This window comes from Variovorax sp. J2P1-31, from assembly GCF_030317215.1.
In the GTDB taxonomy this organism is placed as follows: Bacteria; Pseudomonadota; Gammaproteobacteria; order Burkholderiales; family Burkholderiaceae_C; genus Variovorax.
Map to the genome: position 1 here is coordinate 649,733 of NZ_JASZYA010000001.1, position 15,142 is coordinate 664,874.

General features: G+C 67.9%; 13 protein-coding genes. 9 read left to right on the forward strand and 4 right to left on the reverse strand.

Annotation, left to right across the window (positions count from 1 at the left end; all coding sequences use genetic code 11):
- The 3 genes from QTI20_RS02945 to QTI20_RS02955 are packed head-to-tail and all read right to left on the reverse strand — an operon-like array spanning window position 1 to window position 4,549.
- Window positions 1-1,197, reverse strand: coding sequence for an acyl-CoA dehydrogenase family protein (locus QTI20_RS02945; RefSeq protein ID WP_286550376.1), 1,197 nt, complete (start codon window positions 1,195-1,197; stop codon window positions 1-3).
- Between the two features lie 12 nt (window positions 1,198-1,209).
- The gene (locus QTI20_RS02950; protein ID WP_286550374.1) at window positions 1,210-2,391 is read right to left on the reverse strand and encodes an acetyl-CoA C-acyltransferase; all 1,182 of its coding nucleotides are present in this window, start codon (window positions 2,389-2,391) and stop codon (window positions 1,210-1,212) included.
- 31 nt (window positions 2,392-2,422) lie between these two features.
- Window positions 2,423-4,549, reverse strand: a complete 2,127-nt coding sequence (locus QTI20_RS02955; RefSeq protein WP_286550373.1) for a 3-hydroxyacyl-CoA dehydrogenase NAD-binding domain-containing protein — start codon at window positions 4,547-4,549, stop codon at window positions 2,423-2,425.
- Between the two features lie 168 nt (window positions 4,550-4,717).
- Between QTI20_RS02955 and QTI20_RS02960 the strand changes: the two genes are divergently transcribed.
- The 7 genes from QTI20_RS02960 (at window position 4,718) to QTI20_RS02990 (ending at window position 12,622) form a co-directional block, all read left to right on the forward strand.
- A complete protein-coding gene (locus QTI20_RS02960; protein ID WP_219219727.1) occupies window positions 4,718-5,620 on the forward strand; it encodes a LysR family transcriptional regulator in 903 nt (300 codons plus the stop codon).
- Between the two features lie 96 nt (window positions 5,621-5,716).
- Window positions 5,717-5,971, forward strand: coding sequence for a hypothetical protein (locus QTI20_RS02965; protein WP_286550371.1), 255 nt, complete (start codon window positions 5,717-5,719; stop codon window positions 5,969-5,971).
- A complete protein-coding gene (locus tag QTI20_RS02970) occupies window positions 5,968-7,800 on the forward strand; it encodes a zinc-binding metallopeptidase family protein (protein WP_286550370.1) in 1,833 nt (610 codons plus the stop codon). Before QTI20_RS02965 ends, QTI20_RS02970 begins: the two co-directional genes overlap by 4 nt.
- 11 nt (window positions 7,801-7,811) lie before the next feature.
- Window positions 7,812-8,267 (forward strand): peptidase dimerization domain-containing protein, encoded by a 456-nt coding sequence (locus tag QTI20_RS02975; RefSeq protein ID WP_286550368.1) that lies wholly within the window; start codon window positions 7,812-7,814, stop codon window positions 8,265-8,267.
- Window positions 8,268-8,435: 168 nt separating this feature from the next.
- Window positions 8,436-9,341 (forward strand): transporter substrate-binding domain-containing protein, encoded by a 906-nt coding sequence (locus QTI20_RS02980; protein WP_286574139.1) that lies wholly within the window; start codon window positions 8,436-8,438, stop codon window positions 9,339-9,341.
- An 88-nt stretch (window positions 9,342-9,429) separates the two neighbouring features.
- On the forward strand, window positions 9,430-11,190 hold the full coding sequence (locus QTI20_RS02985; protein WP_286550365.1) for a sensor histidine kinase: 1,761 nt from the start codon (window positions 9,430-9,432) through the stop codon (window positions 11,188-11,190).
- Window positions 11,180-12,622, forward strand: coding sequence for a sigma-54-dependent transcriptional regulator (locus tag QTI20_RS02990; protein ID WP_286550363.1), 1,443 nt, complete (start codon window positions 11,180-11,182; stop codon window positions 12,620-12,622). The genes QTI20_RS02985 and QTI20_RS02990 overlap by 11 nt, the downstream gene beginning before the upstream one ends.
- Window positions 12,623-12,644: 22 nt before the next feature.
- Here QTI20_RS02990 and QTI20_RS02995 read toward each other — a convergent pair whose 3' ends face one another.
- Complete coding sequence (locus QTI20_RS02995; RefSeq protein WP_286550361.1) at window positions 12,645-13,190, reverse strand: PaaI family thioesterase; 546 nt, start codon at window positions 13,188-13,190, stop codon at window positions 12,645-12,647.
- A gap of 75 nt (window positions 13,191-13,265) precedes the next feature.
- On the opposite strand from QTI20_RS02995, the gene QTI20_RS03000 reads away from it, so the two are divergent.
- Both QTI20_RS03000 and QTI20_RS03005 read left to right on the forward strand, forming a co-directional pair.
- Complete coding sequence (locus QTI20_RS03000) at window positions 13,266-13,721, forward strand: MarR family winged helix-turn-helix transcriptional regulator (protein WP_286550359.1); 456 nt, start codon at window positions 13,266-13,268, stop codon at window positions 13,719-13,721.
- A gap of 105 nt (window positions 13,722-13,826) precedes the next feature.
- Window positions 13,827-15,137 carry an MFS transporter gene (locus QTI20_RS03005; protein ID WP_286550358.1) on the forward strand — a complete coding sequence of 437 codons (1,311 nt, stop codon included), beginning with the start codon at window positions 13,827-13,829 and terminating at the stop codon, window positions 15,135-15,137.
- The last annotated feature ends 5 nt before the right edge of the window (window positions 15,138-15,142 follow it).

Consider the following 15,142-nt stretch of genomic DNA (forward strand, 5'->3'; position numbering starts at 1 on the left):
TCACAGTCCCAGGATCATCTTGGAGATGATGTTCTTCTGGATTTCGTTGGAGCCGCCGAAGATCGACAGCTTGCGGTTGTTGAAGTACAGCGCCGCGGCGCCGGCCGCGTCGGCCGGGCCCACGGGCGCCTCGCCGTAGCCCTCGTGCAGCGCGGCCTCGATGTAGGGCTGCGCATAGGGGCCCATGGCGCGGCGCATCAGCGACGACAGCTCCTGCCGCAGCTCGGTGCCGCGGATCTTGAGCATCGAGCTCTCGGCCCCGGGCACGCCGCCGCCGGCCACGGCCGCGAGCACGCGCAGGTTGGTGGTCTTCATGTTCTCCAGGTCGATCTCGGCGCGTGCCAGGCGCGCGGCGAACAGCGGGTCCTGCGCCAGCGGGCGGCCGTTGCGGCGCTGCGTGGCGGCGGTGCGGCGCAGGCGCTCCAGCAGCGCCACCGAGAAGCCCACGCCCGCGATGTTGGTGCGCTCGTAGGTCAGCAGGTACTTGGCGTAGGTCCAGCCCTTGTTCTCCTCGCCCACCAGGTTCTCCGCCGGCACGCGCACGTCGGTGAAGAACACCTCGTTGACCTCGTGCTCGCCGTCGAGCGTGATGATGGGCCGCACTTCGACGCCGGGCGAGGCCATGTCGACCAGCAGGAAGCTGATGCCGGCCTGCTTGCTGCCGTCCTTCGAGGTGCGCACCAGGCAGAAGATCATGTTGGCGTGCTGACCCAGCGTGGTCCAGGTCTTCTGGCCGTTGACCACGTAGTGCTCGCCCTCGCGCACCGCGGTGGTCTTGACCGAGGCCAGGTCCGAGCCCGCGCCCGGCTCCGAGTAGCCCTGGCACCACCAGTCGCTGCCGTCGAGGATGCGCGGCAGCCAGTGGCGCTTCTGCGCCTCGTTGCCGTACTTGATGAGCACCGGCGCGAGCATGTTGACGCCGAAGGGCACCACGCGCGGCGTGCCGTAGAGCGCGCACTCGTTCTCGAAGATGAACTTCTCGATCGCGGTCCAGCCCGGGCCGCCGTGTTCCTTGGGCCAGTGGTTGCCCAGCCAGCCTTGCGCGTTGAGGATCGCGTGCCACTCGACCATGTCGGCCTTGGCCGGACGCTTGCCGCTGCGCACCAGGTTCGACAGGCGGGCCGGCACCTTGGCCGCGAGAAAGGCCTTCACCTCGCGGCGGAAGGCTTCTTCTTCAGGGGTGAAATTCAGGTCCATGAAGGCAGTCGTTCAGAAGATCTCGAACAGGCCCGCGGCGCCCATGCCGCCGGCGATGCACATGGTGACCACCGCGTACTTCGCGCCGCGGCGCTTGCCTTCGATCAGCACATGGCCCGCGAGCCGCGCGCCGGTCATGCCGAAGGGGTGGCCGATGGAGATGCTGCCGCCGTTGACGTTGAGCAGTTCGTCGGGCAGGCCGAGCCTGTCGCGGCAGTAGATCGACTGCGAGGCGAAGGCCTCGTTGAGTTCCCACAGGCCGATGTCGCTGACCTTCAGGCCATGGCGCTGCAGCAGCTTGGGCACCGCGAACACCGGGCCGATGCCCATCTCGTCGGGCTCGCAGCCGGCCACGGCCATGCCGCGGAAGGCGCCCAGGGCCTTCAGGCCCAGGCGCTCGGCCTCCTTGGCCTCGACCATCACGCAGGCCGAGGCGCCGTCGGACAGCTGCGAGGAGTTGCCGGCGGTGATGAACTTGTCGGGGCCGTTGACGGGCGCGAGCTTGGCCAGCGCCTCGTAGGTGGTGCCGCGGCGGTTGCAGTTGTCGGCATCGACCGTGACTTCGCGCTGCGTCACCGCGCCCGTGGCCTTGTCGGTGACGGCCATGGTGGTGGTGACCGACACGATCTCGTCGCGGTAGCGGCCGGCCAGCTGGGCCTCTTCGGTGCGGCGCTGGCTCTCGGCGGAGAAGATGTCCTGCGCTTCGCGGCTGATGCCATAGCGCGAGGCCACGATGTCGGCGGTCTCGATCATCGAGAGGTAGAGGTCCGGCTTGTGTTCCTGGATCCACGGGTCGATGCCGGTCTCGCCGTCTTCGCGCGAGCGGATGCCCGAGATGCTCTCGACGCCGCCCGCGATCATGGCCGGCGCGCCGTCGACCACGATGCGGCCCGCGGCGATCGCGATGGCCTGCAGGCCCGAGGCGCAGAAGCGGTTGACCGTGGTGCCCGCGATGCCGATCGGCAGGCCGGCGCGGATCACGCTCTGGCGCGCGATGTTGCGGCCGGTGCGGCCTTCGGGGTAGCCGCAGCCGAGCACCGCGTCCTCGATCAGCGCGGGGTCGATGCCCGCGCGGTCGACCGCGGCGCGCACCGCGAAGGCGGCCAGCGTGGGGCCGGGCGTGATGTTGAATTCGCCGCGGTGCGCCTTGGTGAGGGGGGTGCGGGCGGTTGAAACGATGACGGCTTCGCGCATGGTGTGGGGTCTCCGGAAATGAAGGGGTGGGTTATTCGGTCTTGTTGAGGCTCGCGAAGTCGGCGCCGCGCGCCACCAGCTCGACCAGCAGCGGCGAGGGCCGCCAGAACAGCGGGTCTTCCTTGGCGAAGGCCTCGATGTCGGCCAGCACCGTGGCCAGGCCGACCGTGTCGGCGTAGTGCATCGGGCCGCCGCGGTAGCGCGGGAAGCCGTAGCCCGAGAGGAAGGCCACGTCCACGTCGAGCGGGCGCAGCGCGATGCCTTCGTGCACGACGTTGGCGCCCTCGTTGACCATCGCCGCCATGTAGCGGCGCACGATCTCGGCGTCGCCGAAGGGGCGCGGCGTGACGCCCGCGCGGGCGCGCTCGGCCTCGACGATGGCCAGCACCTCGGGGTCGGGCTGGCCGGTGCGCGCGCCTTCGGGATAGAGGTAGAAGCCGCGGCCGGTCTTCTGGCCGAACCAGCCGCGCTCGCAGATGCGGTCGGCGATCTGCACGTAGCGCGCCTTCGGGTCGCGCGTGGCGGCGCGGCGCTTGCGCGTGGCCCAGCCGATGTCGCCGCCCGCGAGGTCGGCCACCTGGAACGGGCCCATGGGGTAGCCGAAGTCGCGCAGCGCCTGGTCGATCTGGTAGGGCGAGGCGCCGTCCTCCATCATGTGGTCGGCCGCGGCGCGGTACACCGCGAGCACGCGGTTGCCGATGAAGCCGTCGCACACGCCGGCGCGCACCGGCACCTTCTTCAGCTGCTTGGCGAGCGCGAAGGCGGTGGCCACGGCCTCGGCGCCGGTGGTGGCGGGCACCACGATCTCCAGCAGCTTCATGATGTTGGCCGGCGAGAAGAAGTGCAGGCCGATCACGTCGGCCGGGCGCGAGGTGGCGGCGGCGATGCGGTCGATGTCGAGGTAGGAGGTGTTGGTCGCGAGCAGCGCGCCGGGCTTGCACACGCGGTCGAGTTCGGCGAAGACCGCGAGCTTGACGTCCATGTCCTCGAACACGGCCTCGATCACCAGGTCGACCTCGGCCAGCGCGTCGTAGCGCGTGCTGCCGGTGAAGCGCGCCATCACCGCGGCCTTGGCTTCGGCGCCGATGCGGCCCTTGGCGACCAGACCGTCGTAGACCTTCTCGACGTTGGCGCGGCCCCGCGCCAGCGCGGCCTCGTCGCGCTCGACCATGGTCACGGGCAGGCCCGCGTCGAGCACCGACACCGCGATGCCCGCACCCATGGTGCCGCCGCCCACGATGCCCACATGGGCCAGCGTGCGAGGCTTGGCGCTGCGCGTCTCGGGCGCCTTGGCCACTTCGCGCTCGGCGAAGAAGGCGTGGATCAGCGCGGCCCGCTGCGGGCTGGCCAGGCATTCGGTGAAGGCCGCGCGTTCGAAAGCCAGGCCCTCGTCGAAGGGCTGGTCGAGCGCGGCCTGCACCGCGTCGACGATCTTCAGCGGCGAGAACAGGCCGCGCGCCTTCTTCGCGGTCTCGGCGCGCGCGGCATCGATCGCGGCCTGGCTCGCGGCGCGGTCCTGCAGGCCGCTCGCATCGCGCGTGGGCCGGGGCAGGGCGCCGCGGGCGAGCAGTTCGCGCGCATGGCCGAGGCCGGCTTGCGTCGCGTCGCCGGCCTCGCCGAGCTGGTCGACCAGGCCCAGCGCCAACGCTTCCTTGGCGCCGACGTGGCGGCCGCTGAGCATGAGCTCCAGGGCCGCCTTGGCGCCGATCAGCCGTGGCGTGCGCTGGGTGCCGCCCGCGCCGGGCAGCAGGCCCAGCAGCACCTCGGGCAGGCCGAGCTTCGCGTCGGGCAAGGCGATGCGGTAGTGCGCCGACAGCGCGACCTCGAGCCCGCCGCCCAGCGCGGCGCCGTGCAGCGCGGCGATCACGGGCTTGGCGCAGCCTTCGAGGCGGCGACAGACCTCGGGCAGCGCGGGCGGCTGCGGTGCCTGGCCGAACTCGCGGATGTCCGCGCCCGCGATGAAGCCGCGGCCCCGGCCCACCAGCAGCAGGGCGCGCACCGAGGCATCGGCCTCGGCCGCTTCGACGGCGGCCAGCAGCCCGCGGCGCACGGCCGCGCTCAGCGCGTTGACCGGCGGGTTGTCGACGGTCACGACCAGGACGCCGTCGGCGATGCGGTAGTTCACGGGGGAGGGAGAGGAGGGAAGGGCGTCGGTCATCGTCGTTGTCTCGTGCGGGCGGCGCGTGCCGAGGCACGGCCTGGGAAAGGAGCCGGTGCCGCATTCTTCGGGGCCCAGGGCGTCTTGACAATGGGATGGCTGATTGACATGCTGTCAAAGAAATTTTGACAATCAACCGGCGAAGGCAGCGCAAGGATGGCAGCGGAGATGGACTTGAGCGCGCTCGCGCTGCTGGTGGAGATCCTGGACGCGGGCAACCTCAGCGAGGCCGCGCGGCGGCTGCGCATGAGCCGGGCCAACGTGAGCTACCACCTGGCGCAGCTCGAGCGCTCGGTGGGCGCCCAGCTGGTGCGCCGCACCACCCGGCGCGCCGAGCCGACCGAGATCGGGCTGCGGCTCTATGCGCACGGGCGCCGGATCCAGAACGAGCTGCTGGCCGCGCGCGAGTCGGTCTCGTCCCTGGGCGACGAACTGCGCGGCCAGGTGCGCCTGAGCGTGCCCAGCGGCTACGGCCAGCTCGTGATGTCCGACTGGCTGCTGGACTTCAAGCGGCGCTACCCGGGCATCGTGCTCAACGTGATGTTCGAGAACCGGGTCGACGACCTGCTGCGCGACGAGGTCGACTTCGCGATCCGCGTGATGCCCGAACCGCCGGCCGCGCTGGTGGCGCGCGAGCTGGGCGTGGTGCGCTACGTGGCCTGCGCCTCGCGCGCCTACGCGGCGGCGCATGCGCTGCCGACGCAGCTCGCGGACCTGGCGGGCGCACCGGTGATCACCGCCTCGGTGGTCGGCAAGCAGCTGCGCGTGTCGGCCTATGCCGAGGGCGAGCGCGAGGAATTGCTGCTCGAGCCCACGCTGATCTCGGAGAACTTCGTGTTCCTGCGCCAGGCCATCCTGGCCGGGCTGGGCATCGGCCTGGTGCCCGACTACGTGGTGCAGCCCGACATCGCGAGCGGCGAGGTGGTGACGGCGCTCGACGCGCTGCAGCTGAGCATCTTCGGCACCCGCATGTTCATGCTCTACATGCCCAACCGCCACCACACGCGCGCGGCCTCGACCTTCATCGACTTCATCCTCGAACGGGCGAAGGAAGAGGGCCGGCGGCCCTGAGGACCGGGCCTGGCGGGACGGCGCGCATCGGCGCGCGCTCAACCTTTTCCTTTGCCGTCGATGGCGTCCGGCCGCTGCTGCACCAAGGAAGCGCAAATGGCCAAATTCCGGGCCAACATGGCGCAATTAGGCAAATATCTGCCAATTAATGCACCTTGTCCTGGCGCTGAAGATATGCCGGACGGATTCCCGTTCGACGTAATTGAGCGTTGTACGAATATCCGTACGCGCTTGAATGATCAAACGCACTTCAAACGCCGGATTTTTGGGTTTTCATATCGAAACTCGGGTTTACGAGGTAAACAAGCTGGCACAGACCATGCTCCAGTACGCATGCCCCGATTCTCGTGAGCGACCCCGTGCAAAGGCCGCCCAAAGCGGTTTTGCATCAATTCGTAGTTCCAGGAGTAGAAATGATCGATATAAATAATTGGCGTCTGTCGGTAATTACCGCCGCATTGTTCCTTGCCGCGTGCGGCGGCAGCAACGACACGCAGGTTGCGACCACGCCTCCAGTGAGCGAAAAACCCACGCCTTCCCCGGATCCATCGACCCCGACCGATCCCAATAAATTCGTCATTCCGCCGGAAGTCGTCGCGGCTGCGGCCAAGATCGATGGCGATGCGCAAATCAAGGCGTTGCTGGCGGACCAGAGTTCGGCCACCGCCGCGAAATCGCGCTGGAATCAATTCCTCGAGCTGGTGAAAATCGCCTCGCCGTCGCGCTCCGAACTCCGCATGGCCGCCGAAATTCACCAGCGCATGACGAACGAATGGGGATTTTCTCCCACCGAGGTCAAGACCCGTGCCGACGGCATCATGTACGGCACCGACGTGAATGTGGTCGACGGCCTGCCGGTCTATAACGCCTGCGTCGAAATCAAGGGCTCCTATTCCAGTTCCGCCGCCGCGAAGCATTACAACGGCCAGTTCCCGAAGGTGCTGGTCGAAGGCCACATCGACGTGGTGAATCCGGAGAGCCTGCCGCCGGCCGGCGATCCCTTCAACAAGATCCGCCTGCAGCCCTTCAGCCAGCCCGTGGTCGAAACGCCGGCCCAGCTCGCCGCGATCAACGACGTGCTGCGCTTCGATGCGACCGGCCGGGTGATCGAAGACACGAACTACGGCATCGCCAGCAAGGTCTTCGCCAACGAAGCCGCCGCGAAGGACGGCGGCGGCGTGCGGGTGTATGTGCCGGGCTACGGCGACATGATGTCCAGCACCTCCAACGCCTTCGTGCTGGCCGCGGCGATGAAGAAGTTCAAGATCCGGCCGGTCTACGACGTCTGGATCTGCGGCACGGCGGGCGAGGAAGGCAAGGGCAACCTGGCCGGCATGAAGCAGCTGTTCGGCTTCGAGCAGGACCTGGGCACCGGATCGAACCCGCTGAACTTCGTCTCCAGCATGGGCCTGGAAGGCGGCGGCACCGTCAACTTCCTGGGCAGCTACCGCTTCGAAATGAAGTTCAAGGCGCCAGTCACGCCCGGCAGCGGCGACCCGAGCGCGCCGGAAGCCATGGCCGCCGCCATCGCGAAGATCGCCGACGTGAAGACCCCCTCCGAACTTCGCAAGGATGCGCCCCGGACGACCTACACGGTCGGCCGCGCCTCATGCGAGGCGCCGGCGGCCGGCAGCGGCGTCGTGCCGAGCTGCTCGCTGGAAGTCGACATGCGCTCGCCGATCACGGAAACCCTCAACGAGGTGCGCGCGTCCATCGTGCCGCAGTTCCAGGCTGGCCTGGTGGCGGAGAACGCCCGCTATAACCGCACGGAAGGCAGCGCCCAGGCGTTGTCCATGGAGCAGGTCTGGTACGGACTGCGTCCCGCCTTCGTCCTGACGCAGCCCAACACCCCGGCGATCCATGCCGGCATCCAGTCGGGCCTGACCACCGGGACGGACACCCGCACCACGGTCAACACCTCGTCGGGCAGCCTGAACGACAACGTGCCGGCCAACACCGGTGTGCCGACCTACAACTTCACCCTGGCCTCCAACGCCGCCGGTGCGGGCGGCCATGCCTTCTGGGAGTGGGGCACGCGCGGCGCGCCCGAGCTCGAGGTGCAGCGCATGCGCCGGGTGCTCACCGCCACCCTGATCCAGTCCGGCTACCACGCCGCGGACGGCACCATCGTGCAGCCCTCCGTCGGTCCCATCGGCAACCGCACCCGCGAAGTGCGCTAAGGAACACCCACATGAACACGCAATTTCTGAAGAAGGCGGCCTGCCTGGCTGCGTTGACACTGGCCGGCCTGTCCGCCCACGCCCAGCAGACGGGCACCGTCGCGGTCGAGTTCCAGGGGCCGGGGGGCCACAGCAGCGGCAACTACGGTCGCACCAGTGCCCTTCACGCCGCGGGACGCGCGGTGATCTTCCTGCAGCAGGCCAACCTGCCGCGCGGCAGCTACACGATCACCAACGTGACCGGCGGCAACTCGGTCAACAGCATCGCCTCCGATGGCCTGATCGAACTGCAGCTGACGGCGGCCGACGCGACGGCCTATGCCGACGTGGTGAGCAAGATCACGGCCGCGGCCAAGGCGGGCGCCGATGCGGAAAACGCCTTCCGGGGCGTCAAGGCGGGTGACACGACGGCCGGCGCGCCGGCGCACATCCGCTACACCGTGAACCCGGGCCTGGCCCTGCGTTGAGCCATGGCCGGTCTGCCGGGCGCACGGGCGCCCGGCGGAGCCGGCCATTGACCGAGGGCGTGCATCCTGTCGACATGCCTGCACGGTCCTGCAATTCCAACTCATAAAAATGCCGTGGTGAAGCTAAACCCTGCAAAGGCGCAAGAGGCTTTGATCTCGAGACAGCCCATGGCCCAACGTGGGTGGGCGGCGCTTTGTCGGTTTTTTGTTGTTCTCGTGCTCGGCAGCGCGGGCGCGGCGCATTCCCAGGACATCGACACCCTCAAGCGAATTGCGGACACCGGCACGGTCCGCCTGGGCCACCGCGAATCGTCCATTCCATTTTCCTATTACGACGAAAAACGCAATGCGGTCGGTTTTTCGCATGACCTCATGCTGAAGATCGTCGATGCGCTCAAATCGAATCTCGGGCTCCCGGGATTGACGATCAAACTGGTGCCGGTGACGCCGCAGAATCGCATGGCGCTGGTGCAGAACGGCAGCGTGGATATCGAATGCGCGTCGACCACCCACAATCGCGAACGCGCCCGCCAGGTCGCTTTCTCCACCTCTTTTTTCCAGATCGGGACACGTCTTTTGACACACCGGGCCTCGGGAATCCATGATTTCCCCGATCTGGCGGGCAAACGCGTGGCCGTGACCTCGGCAACCACCTCCGAGCGCTTGCTGAGAACCTACAATGAACGTTCGGCCAAGGGCTTTCGCATCCTGGTGGGCAAGGACCACGGCGAATCCTTCGAATTGGTGACGAGCGGCAGGGCCGATGCCTTCATGATGGACGACGCCCTGTTGTACGGCGAGCGCGCCAAGGTCGCGAATCCGCAGGACTGGGATGTGGTGGGCACGCCGATGTCATCCGAAGTGTACGGATGCATGATGCGATTGAAGGACCATCAGCTCAAGCAGATCGTCGACGGTGCCCTGATAAAAATGATGACAAGCGGAGAGATATTGAAGGTGCACCAGAAGTGGTTTCAAAAACCCATTCCACCGCGAGGGCTGAATCTGGCCTGGCCGGCTTCGCCGGAATTGCGGGCGCTGTACGAGCACCCCGACGACCAGCCGTCGGAATAACGCCCCGATGTTGCGGGGTCCGGCAATTGCCAATATTCTCAAGGCCGCCATCGGCGTCGTGGCGCTGCTGTTGATTTCCGCCGCCGCCATGCTTTCCTATCATCAGGGAAAAGAAAGCGGTATTCGACAGCTCAAGACCGAAGCCAACCACCGGCTCGATCTTTTTGCATCGGCGGTGGAAGGCGTCGCCAAGCCGCTCGAAAACATTCCGGCCACCATCCAGTTGCATCCGGACGTGCTGGAGATCCTGCGCACGCCCGGCACGCTGCGCACCACCCGCGCGGTGAACGACTATCTGCGGCGCCTCAATGCCCATGTGGGCGGGCTGGCGGCCTTCACCCTCAACGTGCGGGGCGTGGTGGTGGCTTCGAGCAACACCTCCGCGCAGGACGACAGCCTGCTGGGCACCGACGTCTCCTTCCGTCCGTATTTCCTCGATTCGCTCGCCGGCCGGGTGGGCAAGCATTTCTCCATCGGCATCGACGGCGGCGGCGCCGGCTACTTCGTCTCGTACCCGGTGCGGGACGGCGCGGTGGTGGTGGGCGTGGCGGTGATCAAGATCGGGCTGCACCCGGTCGACCAGCTCTGGGACCTGGTCGGCTCGCCCGCGTTGATCGCGGACGCCAACCAGGTGGTGATCCTCGCGTCGCGGCCCGAATGGCGCTACCGCGCGCTTTCGCCGCTGTCCGTGGAGCAGCGCGTGAACCTGCAGCTCACCCGCGCCTATTCCGATCTGGAGATCCTGCCGATCCAGGATTTCCTGAACATCGGCGCCGATGGCGACGTCCGGACCGACGGCCAGAAGATGACGCTGATCCGTCCGCTCGACGGCATGGACTGGCGCGTCAGCATCGTGCTCGACCTGAAGCAGGTGCACCGCACCGCGAGGATGGCCGCGCTCACCGGTGGCGGCGCCGCCACCTTGCTGCTGCTGCTGGCGCTGGCCGCGGTCCAGTGGCGGCGCATCGCCAAGCAGCGCCGGCTGGTGCGGCGGATGCTGGAGCAGTCGAACGTGGCCCTCGAGATCAAGGTCGCGGAGCGTACGCACGACCTCAGCACCATCAACGACCAGCTGCGCCGCGAGGTGCACGAGCGCAACGTGGCCGAGCAGTCGTTGCGGGCCGCGCAGAGCGAGCTGGTGCAGGCGGGCAAGATGGCGGTGCTGGGGCAGCTCTCGGCCGGCATCACCCACGAACTCACCCAGCCGCTGGGCGCGATGCGCACCATTGCCGGCAATGCCGAGGAATTCCTGCTGCGCGGCAAATCCGACAGCGCGATACAGAACCTGAAGATCCTCGGCCGCCTGGTCGACCAGATGGGCGGGATCATCCAGCCGCTGAAGAACTTCGCCCGCAAGTCCGAGCCTGTCTTCCAGAAGGTCGACCTGAGCAAATCGCTGGGCGACGCGCTTTTTCTCCTGAGCAGCAGGATCCGCGCGCTCCAGGTCGAGATCCGCAACCCGGTCGCGAAGGGCCAGTTCTTCGTTCGCTGCGAACAGAACCGGCTCGAGCAGGTGCTGATCAACCTGCTGAGCAATTCGCTGGACGCGCTCGAAGCGCAGGATTCGCCGCGGGTCATCACGGTCGAGGCCGAGCAGGGCGGCGATGGGCCATGCGATGCCCGCATGACCCGCATCAGTGTTTCGGACAACGGGGCGGGCATGGACGAAGCCACGCGCGCCCGCTTGTTCGAACCTTTTTTCACCACCAAGGAAAGCGGCGCGGGCCTCGGCCTGGGCCTGGTCATTTCGCGCGACATCCTGACCGAGTTCGGCGGCACGATCGAAATCGTCTCCACGCAGGGTCGCGGCACCTGCTTTCGTTTGAGGATACCGTCGTATGAACCGTGATGAATGTGCCGGCAGCCAACTGATGGTCCTGCTGGTGGAAGACGAGCCCGACATGCGCCTGGGCTGCACGCAGGCGCTGGACCTCGACGGCATCCCCTCCCGCGCGGTGGCCAGCGTGGAGGAGGCCCGCCCCCTGCTGCAGCCCGGCTTCCCCGGCGTGGTCATCACCGACATGAAGCTGCCGGGCGAGGACGGCCTGGCGCTGATCAAGTTCTGCCGCCAGCTCGATGCCGAACTGCCGGTGGTGATGATCACCGGGCACGGCGACGTCCGGCTGGCCGTGGAAGCCATGCGAAACGGCGCCTACGATTTCATCACCAAGCCTTTTTCCAGGGAGACCCTGCTGGACGTGACCCGGCGCGCGCTCGAGAAGCGGCGGCTCACGCTGGAAGTGTTGAAGCTGCGGCGGAGCCTGGCCGATCTGCACGGTTTCGAGCGGCAGCTGGTCGGCGCGTCCGAACACATCAAGAACGTGCGCATATTGACGGCCGAGCTGGCCGCCTCGCCCATCGACGTGCTGATCTCCGGTGAGACCGGCACCGGCAAGGAAGTGGTCGCGCAGGCCCTGCACACCCAGTCCGACCGCCGCCAGGGGCCCTTCGTCGCCATCAACTGCGGCGCGATGTCCGACCAGCTCCTCGACGGCGAGCTCTTCGGGCACGAGCCGGGCGCGATGCCGGGCGCGCTGGAAAAACGCATCGGCAAGATCGAGTTCGCGAACGGCGGCACCCTGTTCCTGGACGAGCTGGAGTCGATGTCCATCTCGATGCAGATGAAACTGCTGCGGGTCATCCAGGACCGGAAGATCGAGCGGATCGGCTCCAACGAAGCCTTGCATGTGGACGTCCGCATCATCGCGGCGACCAAGATCAACCTGCTGCAGGCGGTACAGGACGGGACCTTCAGGGCCGACCTGTACTACCGGCTGAACATCGCCTCGGTCAAGATGGCGCCCTTGCGCGAGCGGCGGGAGGACATCCCGGTCCTGCTCAACCACTTCCTGCTGCTGGCCTCGAGCCGCTATGCGCGGCCGCTGCCCGAAATCAGCCAGGCGCAGCAGAACCAGCTGCTGGCGCACGACTGGCCCGGCAACGTGCGGGAGCTCAAGAACATCGCCGAATGCCTGGTGCTCAACGTGCCGTGCGGCGTCATCACGCGGCGCGAGCCCGACGCGGACCCCGACCTGGACAACGATCCCGGCCTGGTCGACATGGTCGAGAACTTCGAGAAGGCGATCATCGAGAGCGTGCTGGTCAAGCACAGCGGCAACGCGTCCCTGAGCGCCCGTTCGCTGAAGGTGCCCAAGACCACGCTGGCCGACAAGCTGAGGAAATACAACCTCTCGACCAGGCGCGACGACGGTCCGATCGCCGCGACGCGTGTGCGCCCCGAAGGCGCCGCGGAAAGAGATCCGCAGGAAACCGTGGAGTAGGGCGCCGAGGAGGCCGAGGGCGCTAGGCCCGCTTCAGTTCGAACACCAGGCAGGTGGTGGTGGCGTGCGCGTACAGCGTGCCGTCGGGCCCGAGCAGCCGGGCCTCGGCGGTGGCCAGCTGGCGGCCGCAGTGGATCACCCGGCCTTCGGCGCGCACGCGCTGCACCTTGGGCGTGACGCCCTTCACATAGTTCACGCCGAGCTCGGCCGTGGTGTAGCTGCGGCCGGCCGGCAGCATGGTGTGCACCGCGCAGCCCAGCGCCGAGTCGAGCAGCGTCGCGACCCAGCCGCCGTGGATCGTGCCCAGCGGGTTCAGGTGCCGCGCCATCGGCGTGCCCTGGAACACCGCCACGCCGGCCTGCACCGAGAGCACGGTGAAGTCGAGCGTCTTGGCGATGGCGGCGTAGGGGATCTCGCCGTCGATCATGGCCTGCATGACCTCGAGGCCGCTCTTGCCCTCGATCTGTTCGAGGGCCGCGACGCCGGGGCCGGGCCCCGCATCGAGCCGTTCTGTGATGCGGCGTTCTTCTTCGATCCAGGCTTCGAGCTGGTGGCTGGGTGATGTCATGCCTATGTTCCCCTTGTGGGCTTTGGGATGGTGGGTAAGTTGCATATGCAACAGTTGCACCTACAATAATATCCCATGAACACCTCCCTCAAGCCGAGCGGCTGCACCAACTTCAAGGTCCGGCAACTGTCGCGCCGGCTGTCGCAGCGCTACGACGCCGAGGTTGCGCAGAGCGGGCTCAAGACCACGCAGTACTCGCTGCTGTCGAACCTGGCGCGGCTGGGCCCGTCTCGGCCGGTCGACCTGGCGGCCGAACTCCAGATGACGGCCTCGACGCTGAGCCGCAACCTGCAGCCGCTGATCGCCGCGGGCTGGATCGTGCAGAGCGCGGGTGCCGATGCGCGCAGCCAGCTGGTGCAGGTCACCGCGTCGGGCGAGGCCAAGCGCCGCGAAGCGCAGCAGTACTGGAAGACGGCGCAGCAGAAGATGAATGCGCTGCTGGGCGTGGAGCGCGTGATCGCGCTGCACCAGCTGATCGACGAAGCGATGGCGCTGCTCGGGGCCGACGACGGCTCGGCCGTCGACGACTGATCGCCATCCGAGCCAGGACCTCCCACACCTTTTCTTCGCGCGTGCCGGCCCACGCAGGCACGCGTCGCCCGCCTCCTCACATTCCATTCCAACAGCCGAGGTCCCATGTTCGCCACCCAAGTCTCCGCATGGCTCCAGCGCCGCGGCATCCACTACGGATGGATCGTCGCCGCCATCACCTTCCTGACCATGCTGACCATGTCGGCGGCCCTGGGCCTGCCGGGCGCGATGCTGCAGCCGCTGACCAAGGAGTTCGGCTGGAGCACCGAGCAGATCTCGTCGGCGCTGGCGCTGCGCTTCGCGCTGTTCGGCCTGATGGGCCCCTTCGCCGCGGTGCTGATGGAGCGCTACGGCCTGCGCGCGGTGATCTGCACCGGCCTCACGCTGGTCGGCCTGGGCATGGCGCTGGTCACCATGGCCTCGCAGCTGTGGCAGCTGTTCGTGCTCTGGAGCCTGCTGCTGGGCCTGGGCACCGGCATGACCGCGCTGGTGCTCGGCGCGGTGGTGGCCAACCGCTGGTTCGTGGCGCGCCGCGGCCTGGTGATCGGCATGCTCACCGCCAGCTCGGCCACCGGCCAGCTGGCCTTCCTGCCCTTCGCGGCCTGGATGATCGAGCACTGGGGCTGGCGCTCGGCCATCGTGCCGATCGTGATCGGCAGCATCCTGATCGGCGTGCTCGCGCTGTGCCTGATGCGCAACCGGCCCTCGGACATCGGCCTGCTGCCCTACGGTGAAAAGCCCGGCACGCAGCCCGCGGCACCCGCCGCTGCCGCGCCGATGATGAATTTCGCCACGCCCTTCCGCGTGCTCAAGGAAGTCTCGACCAACCGCACCTTCTGGATCCTGGCGGGCACCTTCTTCATCTGCGGCCTGAGCACCAACGGCCTGGTGCAGACCCACTTCATCTCGCTGTGCGGCGACTACGGCATGGCCGCCGTGCCCGCCGCCTCGGTGCTCGCGATGATGGGGGCCTTCGACTTCGTCGGCACCATCCTCTCGGGCTGGCTCTCGGACCGCTACGACAACCGCAAGCTGCTCTTCTGGTACTACGGCCTGCGCGGGCTCTCGCTGTTCTGGCTGCCGCATTCGGAATTCACCATCTACGGCCTGGGCATCTTCGCGATGTTCTACGGCCTCGACTGGATCGCCACCGTGCCGCCGACCGTCAAGCTCGCGGGCGCCGCCTTCGGCCCGGCCAAGGTGGGCCTGGTGTTCGGCTGGATCTTCGCCGCGCACCAGCTGGGCGCCGCCACCGCCGCCTACGGCGCGGGCTTCGCGCGCACGCTGCTGCTGACCTACACGCCGGCGCTCTACGCCGCCGGTGCCGCCTGCCTGGTGGCCGCGGTGATCGTGATGCTGATCCGCCGCCCCGCGGCCAAGGCCGGCGCGGCCGTCGCGGCCGGCGCGCGTGCCTGAACACC